Source organism: Chitinophaga sp. SYP-B3965 (assembly GCF_009647655.1).
In the GTDB taxonomy this organism is placed as follows: Bacteria; Bacteroidota; Bacteroidia; order Chitinophagales; family Chitinophagaceae; genus Chitinophaga.
This window is the reverse complement of sequence record NZ_WJFD01000001.1, coordinates 2,682,468-2,704,018: the sequence shown is the minus strand read 5'-3', so window position 1 is coordinate 2,704,018 and position 21,551 is coordinate 2,682,468. Positions and strand designations below refer to the sequence as shown.

20 protein-coding genes are annotated in these 21,551 nt (G+C 45.6%); 14 read left to right on the top strand and 6 right to left on the bottom strand.

From position 1 onward, the window contains the following. Positions 1-9 precede the first annotated feature (9 nt). Positions 10-1,632: an ankyrin repeat domain-containing protein gene (locus tag GFS24_RS10570; RefSeq protein ID WP_153659527.1), complete on the bottom strand. Its 1,623-nt coding sequence runs from the start codon at positions 1,630-1,632 to the stop codon at positions 10-12. 96 nt (positions 1,633-1,728) lie between these two features. On the opposite strand from GFS24_RS10570, the gene GFS24_RS10565 reads away from it, so the two are divergent. The 6 genes from GFS24_RS10565 to GFS24_RS10540 are packed head-to-tail and all read left to right on the top strand — an operon-like array spanning position 1,729 to position 10,799. Next, positions 1,729-2,364: an RNA polymerase sigma-70 factor gene (locus GFS24_RS10565; RefSeq protein WP_153659526.1), complete on the top strand. Its 636-nt coding sequence runs from the start codon at positions 1,729-1,731 to the stop codon at positions 2,362-2,364. After that, positions 2,361-3,368 (top strand): FecR family protein, encoded by a 1,008-nt coding sequence (locus GFS24_RS10560; protein WP_153659525.1) that lies wholly within the window; start codon positions 2,361-2,363, stop codon positions 3,366-3,368. Before GFS24_RS10565 ends, GFS24_RS10560 begins: the two co-directional genes overlap by 4 nt. A 25-nt stretch (positions 3,369-3,393) precedes the next feature. Further along, complete coding sequence (locus tag GFS24_RS10555; protein ID WP_153659524.1) at positions 3,394-6,888, top strand: TonB-dependent receptor; 3,495 nt, start codon at positions 3,394-3,396, stop codon at positions 6,886-6,888. A gap of 4 nt (positions 6,889-6,892) precedes the next feature. Continuing rightward, positions 6,893-8,500 (top strand): RagB/SusD family nutrient uptake outer membrane protein, encoded by a 1,608-nt coding sequence (locus GFS24_RS10550; RefSeq protein ID WP_153659523.1) that lies wholly within the window; start codon positions 6,893-6,895, stop codon positions 8,498-8,500. Positions 8,501-8,527: 27 nt separating this feature from the next. Further along, positions 8,528-9,649 (top strand): SusE domain-containing protein, encoded by a 1,122-nt coding sequence (locus GFS24_RS10545; RefSeq protein ID WP_153659522.1) that lies wholly within the window; start codon positions 8,528-8,530, stop codon positions 9,647-9,649. A 7-nt stretch (positions 9,650-9,656) separates the two neighbouring features. Further along, complete coding sequence (locus GFS24_RS10540; RefSeq protein WP_153659521.1) at positions 9,657-10,799, top strand: glycoside hydrolase family 76 protein; 1,143 nt, start codon at positions 9,657-9,659, stop codon at positions 10,797-10,799. A gap of 439 nt (positions 10,800-11,238) precedes the next feature. On the opposite strand, the gene GFS24_RS10535 is transcribed toward GFS24_RS10540, so the two are convergent. Next, positions 11,239-12,942 carry a GMC oxidoreductase gene (locus GFS24_RS10535; RefSeq protein WP_153659520.1) on the bottom strand — a complete coding sequence of 568 codons (1,704 nt, stop codon included), beginning with the start codon at positions 12,940-12,942 and terminating at the stop codon, positions 11,239-11,241. 39 nt (positions 12,943-12,981) lie between these two features. Then, positions 12,982-13,689: a DNA alkylation repair protein gene (locus tag GFS24_RS10530; RefSeq protein WP_153659519.1), complete on the bottom strand. Its 708-nt coding sequence runs from the start codon at positions 13,687-13,689 to the stop codon at positions 12,982-12,984. 95 nt (positions 13,690-13,784) lie between these two features. Here GFS24_RS10530 and GFS24_RS10525 point away from each other — a divergent pair, with 95 nt between their 5' ends. The 6 genes from GFS24_RS10525 to GFS24_RS10500 all read left to right on the top strand — a co-directional run bounded on the left by GFS24_RS10525 (position 13,785) and on the right by GFS24_RS10500 (position 17,248). Beyond that, the gene (locus GFS24_RS10525) at positions 13,785-14,129 is read left to right on the top strand and encodes a DUF1801 domain-containing protein (RefSeq protein WP_153659518.1); all 345 of its coding nucleotides are present in this window, start codon (positions 13,785-13,787) and stop codon (positions 14,127-14,129) included. After that, positions 14,130-14,474 (top strand): iron chaperone, encoded by a 345-nt coding sequence (locus tag GFS24_RS10520; protein ID WP_153659517.1) that lies wholly within the window; start codon positions 14,130-14,132, stop codon positions 14,472-14,474. 18 nt (positions 14,475-14,492) lie between these two features. Beyond that, positions 14,493-14,849 (top strand): hypothetical protein, encoded by a 357-nt coding sequence (locus GFS24_RS10515; RefSeq protein WP_153659516.1) that lies wholly within the window; start codon positions 14,493-14,495, stop codon positions 14,847-14,849. 7 nt (positions 14,850-14,856) lie between these two features. Then, the gene (locus tag GFS24_RS10510) at positions 14,857-15,213 is read left to right on the top strand and encodes a hypothetical protein (protein WP_153659515.1); all 357 of its coding nucleotides are present in this window, start codon (positions 14,857-14,859) and stop codon (positions 15,211-15,213) included. Between the two features lie 173 nt (positions 15,214-15,386). Further along, a complete protein-coding gene (locus tag GFS24_RS10505) occupies positions 15,387-16,637 on the top strand; it encodes a hypothetical protein (RefSeq protein WP_253906429.1) in 1,251 nt (416 codons plus the stop codon). Positions 16,638-16,645: 8 nt separating this feature from the next. Further along, on the top strand, positions 16,646-17,248 hold the full coding sequence (locus tag GFS24_RS10500) for a DUF1349 domain-containing protein (protein WP_253906428.1): 603 nt from the start codon (positions 16,646-16,648) through the stop codon (positions 17,246-17,248). 45 nt (positions 17,249-17,293) lie between these two features. Here GFS24_RS10500 and GFS24_RS10495 read toward each other — a convergent pair whose 3' ends face one another. After that, entirely contained in the window at positions 17,294-18,235 is a 942-nt protein-coding gene (locus GFS24_RS10495; protein WP_153659514.1) for an NADP-dependent oxidoreductase, read from the bottom strand. Positions 18,236-18,304: 69 nt separating this feature from the next. Here GFS24_RS10495 and GFS24_RS10490 point away from each other — a divergent pair, with 69 nt between their 5' ends. After that, positions 18,305-19,153, top strand: coding sequence for an AraC family transcriptional regulator (locus tag GFS24_RS10490; protein WP_153659513.1), 849 nt, complete (start codon positions 18,305-18,307; stop codon positions 19,151-19,153). Here the strand turns inward: GFS24_RS10490 and GFS24_RS10485 are convergent. Further along, entirely contained in the window at positions 19,125-19,697 is a 573-nt protein-coding gene (locus GFS24_RS10485; protein WP_153659512.1) for a GrpB family protein, read from the bottom strand. The two genes, GFS24_RS10490 and GFS24_RS10485, sit on opposite strands and share 29 nt — an antisense overlap. Continuing rightward, positions 19,687-20,496: a GNAT family N-acetyltransferase gene (locus GFS24_RS10480; protein ID WP_153659511.1), complete on the bottom strand. Its 810-nt coding sequence runs from the start codon at positions 20,494-20,496 to the stop codon at positions 19,687-19,689. Before GFS24_RS10480 ends, GFS24_RS10485 begins: the two co-directional genes overlap by 11 nt. 233 nt (positions 20,497-20,729) lie before the next feature. Here GFS24_RS10480 and GFS24_RS10475 point away from each other — a divergent pair, with 233 nt between their 5' ends. Continuing rightward, the gene (locus GFS24_RS10475) at positions 20,730-21,509 is read left to right on the top strand and encodes a helix-turn-helix domain-containing protein (RefSeq protein ID WP_153659510.1); all 780 of its coding nucleotides are present in this window, start codon (positions 20,730-20,732) and stop codon (positions 21,507-21,509) included. Positions 21,510-21,551: the final 42 nt, after the last annotated feature.

The window sequence follows — 21,551 nt, the reverse complement described above, 5'->3', positions numbered from 1 at the left end:
GCAATAGGATTATTCCAGCAAGTTAACAATTTCTGTGTGTCCTCTGCGCTTTGCCCATTGCAATGGTTGTGCCCAGGGATGTTCTTTGGGCAGATCAGGGTTTGCACCTTTGGACAGCAGGAATTCTACCATTTCTTTTTTGCCATATTTAGCAGCATAACCCAATGGTGTGGAATAGAATTCTTCATCGATGGCATTGATATCTGCGCCATGTTGCAGGTAGATGTCTGCACTTTCCTGATCTCCTCTTTGTGCAAAACGATGCAGCGGCGTGATGTGCAGCCAGTTGGCATGATTAGGGTCCATGCCTTGTTGAAACAGGTATTCCGTCATTTCCCTGGACTTTATGGCACCCTGCGGGCCTTTGCTGGTTACGCCTGCTGCAATGTGTTTGGTTAACTCCGGATGGTAGCGTAACATTAAATGGGCAAGGTCTTCGTGGCCTTCTATTAAAGCATTTTCCATGGCACGGGGATTATTGGCCAGTGCGGGATTAGCAGCAAATACGGCAGCGGCGGTTTGTATATCTCCGTAATACGCCAGCAGATCAACTGACCTGGAAGCACCGTGGGAACAGAGCAGGTTGATCATCGGTTGGTTGTTACTATTGATCATGGCACTGAGGGTATCTGCGGAACTTTCAATGGGTACATTGGGATGTGCGCCATGATCCAGTAAGAGTTTTACCATTTCCATATTTCCGCTGAGGGCTGCGCTGTGTAATGCATGGCCCTGAGGAGCAATACCTTCTTCCGGCAAATTAGGATCGGCGCCTCTTTCCAGGAGTAAACGCATGATCTCAATATTGCCGCCGATGGCTGCATTTTTTATCAGGGAACCGCCGCCGGCATAATAACTTACATATTTAGCGATGCCGTTAACGAGGGTGGGATCTTCATCGAGTAGTTCCTTTACTCTTTCGAGGTTTCCGGTAACTGCGGCCATATAAATATCCAGGTAGGCGCCGCTTTTTATCAGGTGATCGTATATTTCACGCGGAGTGGGGTTTCCTTCTTTGGGAACGTCCCGCCAGCCGCGGAAGCCATAATCGCCATTGCAGAGTTGTAAAGGCCTGGCGCCGTCTGCCCGTTCTGCATTGATATCTGCTCCGCGGGAAAGTACTTCGTCTATCATCTCCGGCTGGCGTGTCATCACAGCCCAGTGGATGGGTTGGTTGGTGTTTTCATCCAGGCCGGATACATATTCAGGGGAGGCATCGAGTAATTCGCGTACTTTTTGGAGATCCCTGCTGCGGATGGCTTCGGCCATGATGGTGCCACCTGCTGTTCCTTTTTTACCGCCTATGGCTGTTTCCAGCAGGTGTTTTATTTCCTCATGGCCACGGTCCCGGGCTATCTGTAATAAAGTGTCGTTGGTACCGGAACTGATGGGGCTGGCGCCCTGTTCCAGGAGGAAGGCTACGGCTTCCGGCTGGTTTTCCCTTACGGCAAAAGACATGGGATTGCGGTAATCAAATTCACTGCGGTAGAGGGTTGGGTCCTTTTCCAGCAGGGTTTTCATGGTGGGGATGTCGCCAGCTTTAGCAGCACAGAACATGTCCCACACATCGGTACCTTTGCCGGTAGACCATAAGAGGGATGTATCTTTACGGAGTTCTTCGGGCTGTGTCATGGGAGTGGATTTTGAAGGGTATTAGTAAATTAGTGAAAATTATTTCTCTGGCTTGTAAGTATTTTTACCCCGGTTCACTGTCTTATAAGGTGAAATATGAAAGACAGCAACGCTAATATCAAGGAGTTGCAACAACAAATTGCACGTTACGGTAATGAACAGGCCTTTTCCGGCTTGTTCAGGCTGTTGTATGACCGTCTCCTCCGATTCTGCATGCAGTATGTTTATTCCCGGGAAGCTGCAGAAGAAATCGTGTCTGATGTTTTTGTGAAGATCTGGAACCGGCGGAAGGAGCTGATGAGTATCTCCAACCTGGAAGTATATCTTTTTGTGGCGGTTAAAAATCACGCACTCAATTACCTGCAGCAATATTCCTCTCTGCGCATTACACCCATCGATACCGGTCTTTCTCAACTCAGCGGCCCGGCAGATCCTGAAAAGGAAATGGAATGGAAGGAGATGCGCCTGAAGCTGGATCATGAAGTGAACAAACTCCCGGACCAATGCCGCAAAGTGTTTAAGCTTATTAAAGAAGAAGGTTTCAAATACAAGGATGTGGCTGTGATCCTCAACATCTCTTCCAGAACGGTGGAAACCCAGCTGTTCCGTGCAGTGCGGCGTTTAAATGAAGCCCTGTCTCCGTATCTCCCCACTAAAAAGAAACCGCCCTTAATTATTTTTTTAGGGCTTGTAAGTAGTTTTTCGTTTAAGGCTGTCCTTATGTTTATATGATAAACGAAGAACAATTCATCTCACTGGCTGCCAGGAAACTGGCAGGGCAAGCCACGGCAGCAGAATTGCAGGAGCTGGAAGACTTATTGCAACAGCATGAGGACCTGAAAGCGCGTTATATCTTATTACAACAATATTTTACAGAGTCATCTTATCAATCTGCCACAGATACAGAACAGGCATTGCAGCGTACGCTGGGAAAGATCAGTTTGCAGCAGGAAGTTAAAAGTAATCGCTGGAAATGGATAGGGGCTGCGGCCGCTGTTGTAACGGGCCTGGTTATTTCCGTTGCTTTCTTTTGGCCGGCCAGTATACCGGAAGTGAAGCTGGCAGTATTGAAAGACACGGCACAATGGCTCAACCGCCAGAATGGAAAAGGCACGCGGGCTGTTATTGAACTGGGAGACGGCAGCAAGATCTGGCTGAATGCAGACAGCCGCATTTCTTACCCGGAAGTATTTGGCAAACACAGCAGGGAAGTATACCTGAACGGAGAGGCTTTCTTTAAAGTGACTGGCAATCCTGACCGTCCATTCATTGTACATCTCAACAATGGCATGGTAAAAGTACTGGGTACTTCCTTTAATGTGCGCGCTTATGATAATGAACCGGTACAAACTTCGGTAACCACAGGCAAAGTAGCTTTCATTCCTAAATACGACAACCAAAATAGTGTTCCTGATACTTTTTACATCACACCGGATGAAAAGGTGACCTACAAACCCACTACACATAACATTGTAAAAGAAACCACGTCAGGTGAAGATGATAAAGCCTGGACGGAAGGGCGGCTTGTTTTCAAGGATGTTTCTTTGGAAGACATCTGCCTGGAACTGGAAAGGAGTTTCGGCAAAAAGATAGCGTTTCAATCGGATAAACCACGTCAGTACCGGCTTACCGGATCATTTCAGAACAACAACTTACAGGAGATCCTGTATTACCTAACTAAATCAAAATCTTTCAGATATACCATTACTGACAGCACCCTGCTGATCAGTGAATAGAACAAAGAAAAAATTCATTAACGTTATGAAAGAAAGATCGCTACAATTGATGGCGCCTTTCCGTTCGTTGTTACTGCCGCTGATAGGTTGTATCACCCTATTCAGCATGCTGGACCTGAAAGCGCAGAACTTATATGCTGCCAACAGGAGATCCGGCTCGGTGGAACAACAGGCAAAGGACCCAAAAAAACCACTGGAAAACCGCATCAGCTTACAGGTGAAGAACCAGAAGCTAACGGAGGTGCTGGAGAAGATCGAGCAGCAAACACCTTATGTGTTTGTATACTCCAATGATGAGATCAGCGTTTCGCAAAAGATCTCTCTCAATGTAAAAGATAAAAAGCTGGAAGAGATACTGGAGATGATCTTTTCTCCATTGGATATCCGCTTTGAGCTGATCAGTAACAAGATCATACTGAAACAGGGAAACGTATTCGCCGCCGTATTTTCACAGCAGGAGAACGTGACCATTAATGGTCGTGTAGTAAGTGATAACGGTGAAGGCATCCCTGGAGTAAACGTTCGCCTGCAAAATGTTCCCAATGTGGGAACTGTTACCAATGAACAGGGTAATTTTACGTTACAGATCCCGGCAAAGGAAGCTAACGGTACGCTGTTATTTACTTCTGTAGGATTTACTACTGCCACTATCGCCATTAACGGGCGAACTTCTATAACGGTAGTAATGAATACGGATTCGAAAGAATTAGGCGAAGTGGTGATCACGGCGTATGGTTCTCAAAGGAAGAAACAGGTAACGGCTGCTATCAGTACGATCTCTTCCAAAGACCTGGAAAGCAGGCCGGTGGCCAATATGTTCCAGGCTTTACAGGGAACGGCTCCTAATCTCATCCTGCAACAGGCAACAGCAGAACCGGGCGCAGCACTCACGCTGAATATTCGTGGGGTGGGAAGTCTCACCGGCAACGGACCCCTGATCATCATCGATGGTGTACAAACCGGCAATGATGGTTTGCAGAACCTGAACCCTAACGATGTGGAAAGTATCTCTGTATTGAAAGATGCGGCTTCCTCTGCTATCTATGGTTCCCAGGCTGCGAATGGTGTGATCTATGTTACTACTAAGAGAGGAAAAAAGGATGATAAACCAGTGGTGCAATACAGTGGTATGTACGGCTGGCAGATCCCTACTGCTTTACCTGAACAGGTAGAAGGATGGGAATACATGACGCTGAAAAATGAAGCGTTGGTGAACTCCGGTAAAACACCACAATACACACCCAGCCAGATCCAATACTGGAAGGACCGTGGTTCAGAGCCTGCCTACCTGAAGGAGATGTTGCGCAAATTTACGCCACAGCAGAATCATAGCCTGAGCCTTACCGGAGGAAGTAAGAACACGAGTTACCTGCTTTCTATCGGATATGTGAACCAGGGGAATATGTTGCAAAACAAATACCTGCCTTCTGATGCCGATCTTTTCTACAAACGTTATAATGTACGCGCCAATGTTTCTGTGGATGTAAGCAAGTATGTGAGGGTGGATATGAACATGGCTTACAGTAAATCATACTTCAACAAACAACAGGCGGATATCGGTTTCCTGATGCGGGATGCCATGCGTACGCCACGGATCTACCCGGTGAAGGATTCCCTGGGGAATTATGTAGTGCCTGCGTTGAACAGTAATAACGTGATTGCTCAACTGGCAAATCAGGGATATAACAGGAATGAGAGGGATAACCTGTTAGGTGGATTGAATGTGACCATTATGCCGGTAGATCATTTCAGGATCAACCTGAATGCTTCCGGTAGTTATACCATTAATAATTTCGTGAACCGCCAGAATAAATATTCTTATGCACCTTATTATACTACTGCAAATCCTCCTCCTTACAACAGGCAGGAAGTATCTGAGTATAAAGACCTCACCACGAATGTATATGCCACAGCTGAGTATGAAAACACCTTTGGTAAACATTATGTGAAAGGGCAGGTAGGCGCAAGAAGCGATGCTATTAATCAGAATTATGGTTTTATGTCCAGAAGATATGGTGGTACCAATCTGGATGACGACTGGACCATTGGTGGCGGTTATATCCCCAAGCCGGATGGTACACTGGATTATGCTACTATCGGTGAATATAACGGGATCACCAATCCGGAGATCTTTGCATTGAACTCGCTCTTCGGCAGGCTGAACTACGCTTACATGGATAAATACCTGGCAGAGTTCACCTGGCGTTATGATGGTTCTTCTAAACTGGCGCCGGGCCATCGCTGGCAGTTCTTCCCGGCATTTTCTCTCGGATGGCGTTTAACAGAAGAAGCATTCATGGAAGAAGTGAGGAACCGTTTCGGGAATGTGAAATTGCGTTATTCCTGGGGGCAGGTGGGTAACTCCAATATCGGTGGATTTAATTACCTCGCCAGGGTGATCCTCAATCCGAATAAATATCCGTTCAACAACACAGCCAATCCCGGTGCGGACTTTTCAGCATACAATGATCTGCTGGAATGGGAAATTTCCACCATGAGCAATTATGGTGTGGATGTGGACCTGTTTAATAATAAACTTTCTGTTTCTTTCGACTACTACGATAAACAAACAACAGGCATCTATTTAACACAGGAAGTGCCGGGTACTGCTGGTATCGGTTCCTCTTTGCAGAATGTAGGTAAGGTGCAGAACAAGGGCTGGGAGTTAGCGGTTTCTTATCGTGCAAAAACAGGCCAGTTCAGTCATACGGTGAGTGCCAATCTTGCTGATAACTTAAATAAGGTGATCACTTACGGCCCGGAATCTATCCGCGGATCTGACTATACTTTTATCATCAGAGAAGGTTTCCCGATCGCTTCTTACTTCGGTTATAAATCAGACGGGCTGTACCAAAACCTGGATGATATCAAAAACGCACCAAAGGTACCTTTTGCTTATAACCAACAGGTGATGCCGGGAGATATCAAATACATTGACCGTAATAAAGATGGCGAGATCAATGCAGATGACCGCTATGTTTTTGGTAATCCTTTCCCGCGTTATACATTCGGATTTACGTATAACGTTTCCTGGAAGAACTTTGATTTCACCATGTTCTGGCAGGGAGTGGGTAAACGTTCACAGTTCCTTCGCGGAGATATTGTGGAAGCGTTCCACAATAATGAAGACCATGCTTTTACACAACACATCGATCGCTGGACGCCTACCAATCCGGATGCATCTTATCCTCGTCTGACTATCGGCACTGCTAATGCCAACAACTTCGCGTATTCTGATTACTGGATGTTTGATACAAAATATGCAAGGTTAAAGAACCTGCAACTGGGTTATACTTTGCCTAAGTCTGTAACAGATATGGTGAAGATGCAAAGCCTGCGTGTGTACTTCACCAGCCAGAATCTGCTGACGTTAACACCCCGCCGTTTCCGTGAACTGGGTGTAGACCCTGAGTTCACACAGTATGATGATAAACTCGGATTTAACAATTATAACGCCATTGCCGGCCGTAACTATCCAAATTCAGCCACGTTTGCATTTGGGTTAGATATCAAATTCTGATGCTATGAAAAGATTACTGCTAATAATATGTTGTACCACTGCATTGTTCAGCTGCCGGAAACTGGAGCAGCCTAACACGCGTGAGTTCACGGAAGAAGCTTACTGGCGTGATGCCCAGGATGCGCTGGATGCGTTGACGAGTTGTTACGAAAACATGTCCAACGACTTTTACTATTTCGGTAATGAGGCGCTGAGCGATAACGGATTTGTTTCCGGTACGGGCTTCAATGGGGTATCCCTGGTGGCGGCAGGTAGTTATGATCCTGCCAATGCCAGAGTGAGAAGTGAATGGTCTTACCGCTATGCCTGTATCCGTAAATGCAACCTGGTGATACTAAGTATCGACAAGGTGCCATCTATGGATGAGACGTTGAAAAAACGCATCATAGCAGAAGCTCGTTTCATCCGTGCGTATTCTTATTTTGAAATGACCACCTGGTTTGGGGATGTACCTTTCTTTACGAACCTCATCTCTATCGATGAATCCAAAACGATTGCCCGTACGCCAAAAGCTACGATCATCGCTTTCATCCTGAAAGAGTTGTCTGAACTGCGTACAGACCTTCCAACCAATGTGCAATATGCTGAAAAGGACAGGGGCCGTATCACCAAAGGTGCTGCCATTGCTTTGAGCGCCAGGGTACGGTTGTATAACGGAGAATGGGAAGAAGTGAAAAAGGAATGTGAATTGTTGATCAATTCCCCAGCCAATGGTACCTACAGCTTAGTAGCTGACTATGCCAACCTGTTTAAAGTAGCGGGTGAATTTAACAGCGAGGTGATCCTCGATCTGCAATATGGTGGTGGCAGAACTTTCGGTACACAGCGGAGTTTCCTTCCGCAAACGGTAGCCCTGCTGAGAAGTACACTGGTGCCCACGCAGGACCTGGTAGATGATTACATCATGTTGAATGGGAAAGGCATCAAAGAAGCCGGTTCCGGTTTCAACGAGAATGATCCTTATGTGAACAGAGATCCCCGCTTTGAACTGACCATCCTGCATCATGGTTCTACGATCACGGATTTCGAAAATAAAGTACAGACCATACTTACCCTGCCCGGTTCCAATCCTTCCACTAACAGCGTGGATGATCAGGGTGCATCGCCTACGGGGTATTATTTCCAGAAACATTATGATGTAACAGCAGCTAACTATAATTCCACCCTGAACCTTCCTTTGATCCGGTTTGCAGATGTATTACTGATGTATGCAGAAGCTGTGAATGAACTCGGTGGACTGGATGCCACTGTATGGAACAATACTATCCGTGCACTCCGCATCCGTGCCAAATTCACTGATGCCAGTGCCACAGAATTTCCCGTGGGTTCTTCCAAAGAGGTGCTGCGGACCATCGTGCAGAGGGAGAGAAGAACAGAGCTTGCCTTTGAAGGTATACGGGCATTTGATATCCGCCGCCTGAAAATTGCAGAGACTGTGTTGAATAAACCGGTGAGAGGTATTAAAGTAACCTCGGGTGCTTTCAATAAAGATCCCAACGGATACATCATTGTAGAAAACAGAAAATTCGAAAATCCCAAACATTACCTGTGGCCGGTGCCTACTTTCGAGCGGGATCAGAATAAAAACCTTGGCCAGAACACAGGATGGTAATAATCAATCAATCTTTAAACACTAGTTATGAAAAGATATCTCATTGCTTTACTACTGCTGGTTACAGCTTGTAAGAGGGACGATTATAAATTGAACATCAATCTCAAACCGGTGGAAAAACTGAGTGCGCCGGTCAATAATAAATTCACCAAACTGCAACCTGCTACCAGTGCTGCGCTTAGCTTTGAATGGGAACAAGCCAGGGCGGAAGATGGTTCCCTTGTATTATACGAAGTAGTATTCGATAAAGAGAGCGGGGATTTTACGAACCCTGTTGCCAAGATTGCTTCTGATGGTGGTGGCATACAAAATAAACTCACCCTATCTCATAAAGACCTGAACAGCATGGCCGGTAAAGCAGGTATTGCTGCATTGGGCACAGGTAAGCTGAAATGGTCTGTCAACGCTTCCAAAGGATACAACATCCAGCTGGCAAAGGAAACACGGATCATTGAAGTGGAAAGGCCGAATGGTTTTGCAGAGATACCGGTGGATGTATTCCTTACAGGGGCTGCCACAGAAGCGGGTGCTACACTCGCAAATGCCATGAAGATGAAATCTGTTACCGCTGGTGTATTTGAGATCTATACTTCTTTAAAAGATGGTAAGTATCAATTCGTAGACAGAAAAACAGGCACGCCAAATACCTTCTACCTGCAAGGTGAATTATTGAAAGAGAACGGCGAAAGCACACAAGCAGGTGGTACGAAAGTCTACCGCCTTCGCCTTGATTTCAATAATGCTGCGGCAACGGTTACGGAGATAACTGGTATGGGGCTTTGGTTTGCGCCGGATAATAAGATCATGTATGACCTTACTTATTCTGGCAACAGCATCTGGGGATTCCAGAATAAAGTGATCACTTTCAAACAGGAATCCTGGGGCCGTGATGAACGTTATAAATTCCGGATCAATGTGAAGAATGCTGCTGGTGTAGCTGGTGAGGAATGGATAGGTAGTTCGAATGCAGATAACAACCGTCCTACGGATGCAACGCCTGCTGCTTTCTGGGAAATAAGAACGATCACGAATAATGACCAATGGAACTACTGCTATAAATTCAAAGCTGCTGTGGATACAAAGAACTGTGATGTGAACGTATATTTCCAGGCGGACAAGAATTATACTCATGAAATAATCGTAAAATAATTTCATTATGCCTGGTTTATTTTTTAAAATATCGTGTAGTGTTTTGTTGGCGGTGTCTTTTACTTCCTGTCTGAAAGAGCCTGTGGATGATGGCCCGGGGCCGGGTGCCAATAAACCGAACTATGTTTTCAAATGGGCGTCTATCGCTGATTCTTCTTATACTTCGCTATTGGCTAACTTCTACAATCAGCCTGGGAAGTATTACAATGAGAATAATTCGGGTAAAGCGGATTTTCATTACTGGCGGAATGCGCAGGTGATGGATGTACTCGTGGATGCTTACCTGCGCAAGAACGATGTGCAGATCAGAACGCGGATGGATGAATTGCTGGATGGTATGAAAGCTAAGAACGGCAATACTTACATCAATCATTTCTATGATGATATGGAATGGATGGCGTTATCCTGTCTGCGTGCATATGAAGCTACCGGGGATGTTAAATTTAAAACTACCGCAGAGCTGCTTTGGACGGATATTAAAGGGGGATGGGATGATATGTGGGGTGGTGGTTTCTATTGGAATAAAGAACGTAAAAATAAGAACACACCTGCTAATGCTCCGGCCTGTATCATTGCTTCGCGCATGTACCAGGTGTCTCAGAATCCTTTGGACCTTGAGTGGGCTAAGAAGAGTTATCAGTGGCAGAAGGCGAATCTTGTGGATCCTGTTTCGGGGCTTGTCTGGGATGGATTGGATGGTACGGGTACCAATAAAGACTGGAAGTTTACTTACAACCAGGGTGTTTTTATTGGTGCGGGGATTGAGTTGTATAAGATCACTGGGGAGGTTGTCTATTTGAATGATGCGATTAAAACTGCTAATAATGCTTTAACGGGTGATTTTACACAGGGGAATATTATGAAGGATGAAGGTGGGGGAGATGGTGGTTTATTCAAAGGTATCCTTGTGCGGAATCTATTGTTACTGATCACTGATGGAAATTTAAGCAGTACGGATAAAACTAAGTTTATCAACTTCCTGAAACTAAATGGAGAGACCTTGTGGTTGCAGGGGACTTCACGTCCATCCATTATTTATGGCCCCAAATGGACGAGTGTTGTTACTACTACGGATCTGTCTACGCAGCTGAGTGGTGCTATGCTGATTGAGGCGGTAGCTAAGCTGAAGGAGTTGGCGTTGATAGATTAGATAGAACATTGTTTGCAAAGAAAGAAACCGGCGGATTTTTGATCTGCCGGTTTTTTATTGTGTTGTTTTATTGGCCTGCGGCAGCAAGGATCAGAGTTTTTCTATTTTTTAAGGGGGGATTCTTTTTTAGAGGGTTTTCTTTTTAATATAAAAAATAGCAGGCATTTTTTTAGTGTAAAAAATAAACCCCTTCTTGCGGTAGCAGGTGTTTCTTTAGTATGAAAAATAAACCCCTTCTCGCAGTAGCAGGTGGTTCTTTAGTATGAAAAATAAACTCTTTCCTCGATAGCAGGTATTTCTTTAGTGTAAAAAACAAACTCTTTCCTCGGTAGCAGGCATTTCTTTAGTGTAAAAAACAAACTCTTTCCTCGGTAGCAGGCATTTCTTTAGTATAAAAAAATAACCCCCTTCCCTCGTAGCAAGAAATAGGCCTTTTAGCCTACTGTAAATTCATCCTCTTTAATTCCCTCACTGCATAATCTGCTGCTCTGGCGGTTAAGGCCATGTAGGTAAGAGAGGGATTCTGGCATGCTGATGATGTCATGCAGGCGCCGTCTGTTACGAAAACGTTTGGTACGGAGTGGATCTGATTCCATTCGTTGAGAATGGAATTCTTTGGATCGCAGCCCATTCTGGCGGTGCCCATTTCGTGGATCGCGCCACCGGGATAAGAGTCTCTGTTGAAGGGTGTTACGTTCTTTAGGCCGGCGGCTTCTAACATGGTGGCTGCATCCTGGTCCATGTCTTTGCGCATGAGCTTTTCGTTTTCTTTGAACTCGCAGTTGAATTCTAATACAGGTTGGCCCCATGCATCTTGTTGACCATGGTTTAGGTATACCTGGTTCTCTTCGTAGGGGAGGCATTCTCCGAAACCCATTAAACCCATCTGCCATGGGCCTGGTTCTGTGAGGTAATCTTTGTAAGCCTGGCCTATGCCTAATTCTGCAATGCCTCTTGCCCAGCCAGTTCTGTTGCTATAGCCACTGTAGCCAAAACCCCGGAGGTAACGTTCTTTGCTTTCTCCGATGTTCCTAAAGCGGGGGATATAGAAACCAGCGGGGCGGCCGCCGTAATAATATTTATCCTGAAATTCTTCTGAGATACCACTGGCGCCTGCATGGAAATGATGATCCATCAGGTATTTGCCGAGCACTTCACTGTCGTTGCCCAATCCTTTGGGAAAACGGTTGGAGGTGGAATTCAGCATGATGAAAGTGCTGCCTAAAGTGGATGCGTTTAGGAAGATGATCTTTGCGTAATATTCGATCTCTTCTTTGGTATGTTTATCTATCACTTTTACACCCGTGGCTTTGCCTGCGTTTTCATCATAGAGAATTGAATTCACGATGGAATCAGGGCGCAGGGTGAGGTTGCCGGTTTTTACGGCAGCGGGTAAAGTGGAAGATTGTGTGCTGAAATATGCGCCGAAAGGACAACCTCTGCTGCAACGATCCCTGTACTGGCATTTGCCTCTGTCGCCTATTGGTTGGGTGAGATTGGCTGTGCGGTACATAGTCATTTTGCGGCCCGGGAATTTTCCTTCGATCCTGCTCTTTACTTCTTTTTCGAAACAGTTCATTTCCATCGGTGGCTGGAATATGCCGTCGGGGAGATGAGGGAGCCCTTCTGCTTGTCCGCTGATACCTGCGAAGGTTTCTACGTAATCATACCAGGGAGCGATATCGCGGTAGCGGATGGGCCAGTCTATGCCGATGCCTTCTTTTGCATTGGCTTCGAAGTCCATTTCACTGAGGCGTAATGATCCGCGGCCCCACATGATGGAACGGCCGCCGACAATGTCAGGGCGCGTCCAGTCGAAACGTTTCTTTTCTGCGTAGGGATTTTCTTCGTCGTTTATCCAATAGCTTTCGTTGAATTCGCTGTATACGCGTTCGCGGATAAGATAGGGGTGTGTGCTTTTTTGTCCGGTTGTTAGGCTGCCGCGGTGGGGGATTTCCCATGGAGCTTTCATGGCGTTGGTGTAATCTTTAATATGCTCTAATGGTTTGCCTCTTTCCAGCATCAGCACTTTCAGTCCTTTTTCACAGAGTTCTTTGGCGGCCCATCCTCCACTAATGCCGGAGCCGATCACGATCGCATCATAGGTATTTGCTTCCTTTGCCTTAAGGTTTAAGTTTGCCATAGGATGTTGTTTCAATAGAAAAATAGGCAAAATTCTTCGTTATGTTACCTTTTTCAGTTCCATATAATGTTTCTTCTGCTTAACATCCAGATGTTCAATGGCATAGCGTAACATGGTGCGGGGCATGGTGGCGGCATACTTATCCAGGAATTGCAGTAAAGCGGCTTTATCTCCTTTTCCGGCCTGGCGGATCCAGCCGCCTGCTGCTTTATGAATGAGGTCTTCTTTATCTTTTACGAGTATTTCTGCGATGGCGAAAGTGTCGTCCCTTTCTCCGTTTTTGAGGAAGTAAGCGGTAGCTACAATGGCGGTGCGGCGTTCCCACATGTTTTTGGAGCGGGCCATTTTGTAGAGGACCTTTCTGGGTTTATCCTGGAGGTATCTTCCTACTACGTAAATGGCGCTAACGTCTACCAGGTCCCAGTTATTGATCCTGTCGTGGCGGCGCATGTAGAGATCGTATAGTTCTTTGCGGCGGCTTTCTGGGATCTTGTTGCGGCGGGTGTCTTTATCCATGATGCTGAGGGCGCCGGCCCTTACTTCGTGGATGGGGTTTTCCAATAGCTTTTCCAGTTCACTCACGGGCATGTCTATATGTTCTTTTGCGAGGGCGAATAGTTTTCCCATGGGAACACCTATGAATACATCTCCTTCATTTGTTTTAAAATAACGCAGGAGTTTTTTCTGTTCAGCGGGGGAGCTGAGTTTCTTTACTGCAGTGATGAATTGTTCTGCGGTGTTCTTCATATAACAAATATACTGCTGAAAATTGACGTATTTATCCCCTGTAATTGTCGCAATTGCCCTATTCCTTTGTTGAAATACCGGGGTATGTTTGTAGTATGAACCAGGAAGTAACAGACTACATCAAAAAATTACAACCCTGGCAGATCAAGGTCTGCGAGGCACTCAGGAAGATGGTAAAAGAAACCATTCCTGAAGCAGAAGAGCGTTTGCAATATGGTAAACCGCATTACCTGAAGAACGGGCATTATGCGGCGGTTATTCATGCTGCGAAGGATAAAATATCTTTCATGTTCTTTAATGCTACCGAACTGGAGGAGATCAAGGGATACTTGAAATCAATGTCCGCTCCGGACAGGAAGACGGCTTCGATCGTTGAAGGACAGGAGGTTAACTATAAACAGTTAGCTACTTTCCTGAAGAAGACTTCTAAATCGTTATAAATGAAAGCGATTGACATGAATGCGTACATCGCAGGATTTCCTAAAGAGATCCAGGATATGCTGGAGGCAATACGGGCCGTCGTTAAAAAGACGGCCCCTGCGGTGGAGGAAACCATCAAGTATGATATGCCTACTTTCATGTTGCATGGGAAGAACCTTATTCACTTTGCAGCGTTTAAGAAGCACATCGGTTTTTTTGGTGCGCCTACTGGCAATGAGGCATTTGCGAAAGACTTTACGCCTTATAAAAGTGGAAAGGGTACGCTGCAGTTTCCTTATGATAAGCCGATGCCTTTAGCGTTGATCACAAAGATTGTGAAGTTCAGGGTGAAGGAATTGGGTTAAATAACCTATATTTCTACTATGGCACTCTTTTTTGAAATATGGCTAAACGGAGAGAAGCTTACTACAGCTGGTGTAAGCGAGGATCAATATATGCTGTGCGCTATTGTCAGTGGAATAAATGATCCGGATTCTGGTTATAATGTAGCACTATCGGTTGATGCATTTCAGTATTCCGGTAAGAAGAATTACCGGCACAGCTGGCCCAACAGGCAACTGGCAATTGGAGACATCCTGGATATTAAGATATCGGAAAACAAAATAGCAGATGAGCCTGCCTCTACCAGGGAGATCCGCCCAACTGAGAAAGATCTGGAATATAAACGCCGCGAGTATGAGCGGCTCAAACAGGAACTAACTGAATCCGGCCAAATTTAATACATAGATGAACACTGCACTGGAAATATCGCTGAATGGTCAGGTAGTATGTACAGTTGGTTTTGATAAAACCACGCAACATGGTGTTTCTACTATCATACAGGCGGATAACAGGCCATATGGTCAGGACCAGGCTTTCATTGATACCGGTGGTGGAATCAGAGATAGTACTGAATTGCTAAAATGGATTGAGAAGCGGCCGTTAACTGCGGGAGATGAAATTTCCTTTAAAATAGTCGTTGCCGATCACCTGGATGCTCCTGGCCACAGCATCTCAATGAATGAATTAATTCCCCAGGAGTATGACAAGGTTCGCCGTTTTCATATACTTGAAAAAGAACTGAAAGATCTGGGTCTGATCTAAGTGAGTTGCATGTATCCTATAAACTATGTACGGTCTGACGGCAATCATGGAATTTTAATATTTATTTGAAAATAAGGAGAAATAGCGTCTCATTTTGCTAAATATTCCCTTTACAAATTTTAGCAGGACATGTAATCCCGGTAAGCTGTATCTTGTTCAAAACACACTATTCTATGACGCTATTGAACAGGCAAACCACGTTCTTCCTGCTTATCGTCTTTTCTACGTTGGCCAGTTATGCCCAGCGACCCACAAAAGGCTTTAACGAAAAAGGCATTTCCAAAGAAGTGCTGGATAATTACCTTGAGCATTCCGTTACCATGGCGGAATTTCTGGCGGTAGACCCCTATACGGTGGATGCTGCTTATCCCAATAAAGAAGATGATATCCGGCTGATCAAAAACATCGGCGCTAAATTCATCGGGCGGGCTATTTACCGCTGGGGGAAGGAATCTATGTTAACCAATAAAGATTACCTGCACCAGGCAGAAATGCTGATAAAGAAAGTACAACAGCAGGACCCTGAAGTTGTTTTCCAGGCATGTTTGTTTGAATGCATCACGCAACAGGTGAACGATATTCCTGTTCCTGATTGGGTGTTCACTACTTTCGGCGATAAGGTGGAAAAACGGAATTTCCGTTATGATGCCATGCTCAATGGCAACGGGAAATTTGTAGATCATTGGCGGAAGGGAAGCAGTGTGCCGGATATTACCACTAAAGAAACGCAGTACTGGTTTATGTTCCTGGCTGGTACTTATATGAATATTGGGTGCGAAGGCCTGCATCTCGGGCAGATTGCATTGATAGGTATGGCAGACCCTAAGCTGGAAGCATGGGCTGCTTTTCTTGTGAAAGTAAGAGAGTATGCTAAGAAACATACCCGTCATAAATGGGTATTGCTGGATGCACATACTCCTTCCGGTGGTATGGTGGTGAATGGAAAAAGCCTGCTGGATTTTAATTCTTTCCCTTTACGGATCAAAGAAGTGGTGGATAAACCACAGGAGGGTATCCTGCAAATGGGTTACCTGGATGCTTTATTTGGAAGAAGTAAAGCTTGTATCACACCCAGTGGCTGGTCTTCTCCTTCCTTACCTTTCCTGGTAGAGCTGGATAATTTTGGTATCAGCAGGAATCCGGGTGTAGCAGATACGGCTTCCCATTATATCTGGGGATATGATGAGATCAGCTGGTTTTACCTGCAACCGGAAAAGTACCGGCAGGATTGGTTGCGGTATGCGTTTCAATGGATCAAAACGCATGACAGCAGCGCGCATTTGCAAATGCCGGTGAGCCGGATCGTATCTTTGGGAAGAGGTAAATCTATGGTGAAGAATCGTGCGAATACACGCTCTGCTGCTGTTCCGGATGGCATGAACCTGGAAGAAACGATAAAAGAGATCTGGTCTAATTCTAAATAACGATATCAATGAAACAACTGCTGGTTATTGCAACGTGTGTATTATTATCAAACGGTTTGAAAGCGCAAACGATGAAATGGTTTAATGAACCGAAGAAATGGACAAAGGTGGATGAGCACAAACTGGCTGTGACGGTAGATCCTGGCACAGATTACTGGCAGGTGACGCACTATGGTTTTAAACGGGATAATGGACCGTTCTATTACCAGGAGCAGGAAGGGGACTTTGAAGCGACGGTGAAGATCACAGGGGCTTATAAAGAGCTGTTCCACCAGGCAGGATTAATGATCCGCATTGATGCGAAGAACTGGATCAAAACGGGGATCGAATATGTAGATGGGGTGCAGAATGTGAGTGCAGTGGTAACGAGGGAAGTGTCTGACTGGTCTGTAGTACCAAGACATGATAGTCCGAAAAGCATGTGGTTGAAGTTGCTGCGTAAAGGAGACTATGTGCAGATCGAATATTCTTTTGATAATAAGGACTTTAAGATGTTGCGGTTGGCTTATTTTCCACCGGGTGTGAAAGCGCAGATCGGGCCTGTGGCTGCGGCGCCGGGGAAGGAAAAGTTTGAGGTGGTATTTGAGGATTTTAAAGTGACGAAGAAATAATATCAGAGGAACCGGGCTTTTAAACCCGGTTCCTCTTTTTAATGGTTATGGTCTTACAATTACTTTTCCTACTGTTCTTCCTGTTTCTACCTGTTCGTGTGCTTTAGCTATTTCGGCCAAAGGGAATACCTGTGATACATGCGATTTAATGATCCCTTTCTGCAAAAGGTCCGCTAGTATGGCCATATCTTTTCCGTTAGAGGATACCATGAAATGATAACCATTAATTCCTTTTGCGGCGGACTTTTCAGTGAGGCCTTCCACGGCTCCGGTGGGTAAGGTGATCAAAGAGCCGCCTGGCCTGATCACTTCAAGAGAACGCTCTATCATGTCTCCGCCAAATGCATCCAGTACAAAATCCAGTCCTCCGGTCACTTCTTCAAAACGCTGGCTTTTATAATCAATGTGTGCATCTGCACCGAGTCCTAATACGAATTCTTTGTTGGCAGCGGAAGAGGTGCCGGTTACATGTGCGCCCAGGTATTTTGCTATCTGTACGGCATAATGGCCAACGCCACCAGCTGCTGCGTGTACTAACATTTTATCGCCAGACTTGATGGCGGCGTGTGTTACTAATGCCTGCCAGGCAGTGAGGGCTGCAAGGGTTGCTGCAGCTGCTTCTTCGTGGGTAATATTATCCGGTTTTAAAGCAAGATGTGCTGCGGGTGCTGCCACATATTCTGCATAGGCTTTACCATGACCGGGGAAATTGACCATTCCGAAAACGGCATCACCTTCTTTAAAAGCAGTGACATTTGCTCCTACAGCTGTAACGATACCTGAAATATCCCAGCCGAGGATGATGGGGTTTTCGTCTTTTAACCTTCCTGTCATGCCTTTGCCGTTCCTTGTTTTTATATCAACAGGATTGATGCTGAGGGCTTTTACCTGTACTATAACTTCTCCTTCCTGAGCTGCAGGTGTGGGAAGTTCTGTAAGCCGGAGTTGTTCTGCGCTTCCGGGGGCGCTTAATACTATCGCTTTCATATAGCAAATTTATACCTGTTATTCTTATTTCAGTGGTAGATGTTTTCCATAATTAGGTATATTTGCAGCATGAAACGGGAAAATCTGCATGAACCATTTTCGGTAGAAGTGATTGAAACGCAGGATTTATGCAGTAAATCCGCACACGTACATAACTTCTTTGAGCTGGTATACATCCTTTCGGGAACGGGTACACAGTGTATCAATAATAACACATCCCGCTATCATGAAGGGCATATGTTCCTGATCACACCGGAAGACTGTCATTCCTTTCAGATTGAAACTACTACTTCCTTTTTCTTTTTACGCTTTTCCAATATCTATATTCAGTCGAACAGTATTCATACAGATAATGTTCAACGGCTGGAATTTATATTACAGAATGCCAACCATCAGCCGGGCTGTATATTGAAGAACCAGGTGGATAAGCGCCTGGTGCATCCTTTGATAGAAGCGGTGATCAGGGAATATGTGAACAAGGACTGTTATAACAGGGAATTGATCCAACACCTGGTGAATACCCTGATCGTAGTGGTGGCGCGTAATATTGCAAGGCTCTTACCGGAGCTGGTAGGCGAACAAACAGATGAAAAGGCATTGGATATCCTTACCTATATTCAAAACAATATCTATTATCCGGAGAAGATCAGAACGGATGTGATCAGTAAAGAATTTGGTGTGTCTGAATCTTATCTCGGGCGGTATTTCAAGCGGCAGACGAATGAAACCATGCAGCAGTACATCACTAACTACCGGATAAAAATGATAGAACACCGCTTGCAGCACAGTGATAAACGCATGGGCGAGATTGTGACGGAGCTTGGGTTTACGGATGAAAGTCACCTGAATAAGTTCTTCAGGAAAAACAAGGGCATCAGTCCTACTGCTTTCAGGAAATCGAGCCGTGTTGTTTTTTAAGGGCTTTATTCTGTGTGGTGATGTCCTGTAATTTATCAGCATCTAATCCTGTTTCTTTCAGGATATCAGTGATGAAAGCCGTTTTGTTTTCTACATACAGATCAATGTTATCCGGATACTTTTCTGCCAGTTGTTTTTTAAGTTCTCCATATTCTCTTGCTTTCTCCGGATGGGAGCGGAGGTAGTTACGTAAGAGCAGGTGATTTTTCAGGCTGATGCTATCTTCCAGGCAAACGTATAAATGGTGTTTGGGCTGCAAAGGGCCTGAGAAGGCTTCTCTTCCAGGGATACCTCTATCTCCTTCATGGGTGTATCCCAATGTTTTTAAAATGGCGGTGATCTCTTCAAACCGGCTTTTATCTTTAATGATGATATCTATATCGATGATGGGTTTTGCGGCAAGACCGGGTACGGCTGTACTGCCAACATGTTCAATGCTGCTGATGAGGTGTTCCAGGTGTTGGTTAAAGATGGCCTGTAGTTCCCGGAAGGCGAGTGGCCATTGTTCTGAGTAGGCTTCGATGGTGATCGTTCTATTTTTCATCCGCGATCCTTTTAAAGCGGATCATGCCAAAGGTCGGAATAAAATCAAACTGCTGGTAAAAGGGGGCGAGGTTTTCTCCGGAGATGAGTGTAACCATCACATCATCGTCCACTAAATCAATCAGTGTTTTCATCATGGCGGTGCCGATGCGTTTGCCTTGCCAGTCCGGATGAACCATTACATCTTTTACATAATAGAAAGTGACTTTGTCTCCTATTAACAATGCGCATCCTACTGCTTCTCCGGTTGCGCTGTCTTCAGCCACTACAGCATGTGCCACGGGGGCCAGCATGGCTGTGAATTTGTTAATGGTATCTTTCTCTGCATTTGCCCATCCAACTGAAATGGCTAAACGTCCGAACTCTTCCGGGGTGGGGATCCTTTCAATGATCCGTATGTCCGGGGGGAGGCTTTCCTTGCTTTTCTCGCGCACGATAACGGTTTGGCCGCCAAAATCTATATAGTAACCATTGAGGTCGCGGACGGTGTATCCTGCCATGCCCCAAGGTTTGTTTTCAAGCGGGGTTACAATTTCTGCTCCTTTTTCCCGGTGGAAGTCGTAGAGGTTTTCCAGCTGCCTTACCCGGATAAAGATGGCATTGCCCCTGGAAGCTGCTGCCAGTGCGGGATCGTGAGAGAATTGGATCTGTGTGCCATGCCAGGACACTGCGCCATGGGTAGGCGGGTCTCCCCACATCCATTTGTCGGGGAAGCCGAATACTTCCTGCCAGTATTTAATGGTGTCTCCTACATTTTGTACGGTAAGTACCGGTTCTGCATGTACAATTGTTGATGCCATTGCTTAGAAAAATGGTTAGGAATACGAAAGAGGCAGCACAAAAAACGTGAGCCAGGAACGGAGGTGTAATGCGGGAAATAGGGCCACTAGCGGGGATTCCAGGATAAACACAAGTGTGATCAGTTGTCGTCAGTATTCTATAACCAAGCCACGCTGCCAGCGGGAATGCCATATTTGGCAGGTATAAATTAGTAAAATTTTATCAAAAGTCCATAAATAAGTAACTTGAAAGTCTGAAAACGCTACCGGATATACGATCTCTTTATGCGCCTGTTCAGCCTGGTTTTTCACATCCTGCTGAAGGTGTTGCGTACCAGGAATTCCTGCCGGATCCCAGGTTGCAGGACTATATCTATTGCTACTGGCAGCTTAAGACCAGGTATCCTTTAACGGAGCCTTTTCATTACAGGGTGGTGGCGGATGGCTGTATGGACATCTATTTCGAGCTGGCGCAACCGGAGCGGAGTTATGTAATGGGGTTCTCTAATTCATTTGTGGAGTATGCGCTGGCGCCGTCTTTCAACTATGTGGGAGTAAGGTTTTTTCCGAGTATGTTTCCGCAGTTGTATAAGATCAATGCGGCTGAATTGAGTAACCAGGCGTTGATGTTGGATGAGGTGGTGCCTGCTTTGGCGGGGTTTTTAAGCGGGGCTTTTGCTGAAGGGGATTTTTCTCCGGCTATGCTGGATGCTCATTTCCTTCGCCATATTTCTCAAACTACTTTTGATGCGGATAACCGGTTGTATGAATCTGTTTCTTTGATCCTGGCGCAGGCTGGCACTGTGAGTGTAGAGAAAGATCTGCCGCAGGGGATCGGTGTTCGCCAATTGCGACGGTTGTTTGAGTTCTATATCGGCGATACGCCGAAGGAGTTTTCCCGGATCGTGCGTTTTCAGAAAACGTTGCAGTCGCCCAAGCATTACCTGGATGCGGGGTATTATGATCAGGCGCATTTTATCAAAGAATTTAAAAGTCTCTATGGCCTTACACCCGGTAAGGTCTTTCCAAAGTAAGTTGTCCGATTTTTACAATGTTTGCGTGTAGGCCGGGGGTAA

Bases quoted from the DNA above. Each gene is read 5' to 3' on its own strand.
- GFS24_RS10510 (WP_153659515.1), top strand. From the start codon at position 14,857: ATGAACACTGCACTGGAAATATCGCTGAATGGTCAGGTAGTATGTACA.
- GFS24_RS10560 (WP_153659525.1), top strand. From the start codon at position 2,361: ATGATAAACGAAGAACAATTCATCTCACTGGCTGCCAGGAAACTGGCA.
- GFS24_RS10500 (WP_253906428.1), top strand. From the start codon at position 16,646: ATGAAACAACTGCTGGTTATTGCAACGTGTGTATTATTATCAAACGGT.
- GFS24_RS10515 (WP_153659516.1), top strand. From the start codon at position 14,493: ATGGCACTCTTTTTTGAAATATGGCTAAACGGAGAGAAGCTTACTACA.
- GFS24_RS10540 (WP_153659521.1), top strand. From the start codon at position 9,657: ATGCCTGGTTTATTTTTTAAAATATCGTGTAGTGTTTTGTTGGCGGTG.
- GFS24_RS10550 (WP_153659523.1), top strand. From the start codon at position 6,893: ATGAAAAGATTACTGCTAATAATATGTTGTACCACTGCATTGTTCAGC.
- GFS24_RS10570 (WP_153659527.1), bottom strand. From the start codon at position 1,632: ATGACACAGCCCGAAGAACTCCGTAAAGATACATCCCTCTTATGGTCT.
- GFS24_RS10480 (WP_153659511.1), bottom strand. From the start codon at position 20,496: ATGGCATCAACAATTGTACATGCAGAACCGGTACTTACCGTACAAAAT.
- GFS24_RS10520 (WP_153659517.1), top strand. From the start codon at position 14,130: ATGAAAGCGATTGACATGAATGCGTACATCGCAGGATTTCCTAAAGAG.
- GFS24_RS10495 (WP_153659514.1), bottom strand. From the start codon at position 18,235: ATGAAAGCGATAGTATTAAGCGCCCCCGGAAGCGCAGAACAACTCCGG.
- GFS24_RS10505 (WP_253906429.1), top strand. From the start codon at position 15,387: ATGACGCTATTGAACAGGCAAACCACGTTCTTCCTGCTTATCGTCTTT.
- GFS24_RS10555 (WP_153659524.1), top strand. From the start codon at position 3,394: ATGAAAGAAAGATCGCTACAATTGATGGCGCCTTTCCGTTCGTTGTTA.
- GFS24_RS10490 (WP_153659513.1), top strand. From the start codon at position 18,305: ATGAAACGGGAAAATCTGCATGAACCATTTTCGGTAGAAGTGATTGAA.
- GFS24_RS10545 (WP_153659522.1), top strand. From the start codon at position 8,528: ATGAAAAGATATCTCATTGCTTTACTACTGCTGGTTACAGCTTGTAAG.
- GFS24_RS10565 (WP_153659526.1), top strand. From the start codon at position 1,729: ATGAAAGACAGCAACGCTAATATCAAGGAGTTGCAACAACAAATTGCA.
- GFS24_RS10525 (WP_153659518.1), top strand. From the start codon at position 13,785: ATGAACCAGGAAGTAACAGACTACATCAAAAAATTACAACCCTGGCAG.
- GFS24_RS10530 (WP_153659519.1), bottom strand. From the start codon at position 13,689: ATGAAGAACACCGCAGAACAATTCATCACTGCAGTAAAGAAACTCAGC.
- GFS24_RS10485 (WP_153659512.1), bottom strand. From the start codon at position 19,697: ATGAAAAATAGAACGATCACCATCGAAGCCTACTCAGAACAATGGCCA.
- GFS24_RS10535 (WP_153659520.1), bottom strand. From the start codon at position 12,942: ATGGCAAACTTAAACCTTAAGGCAAAGGAAGCAAATACCTATGATGCG.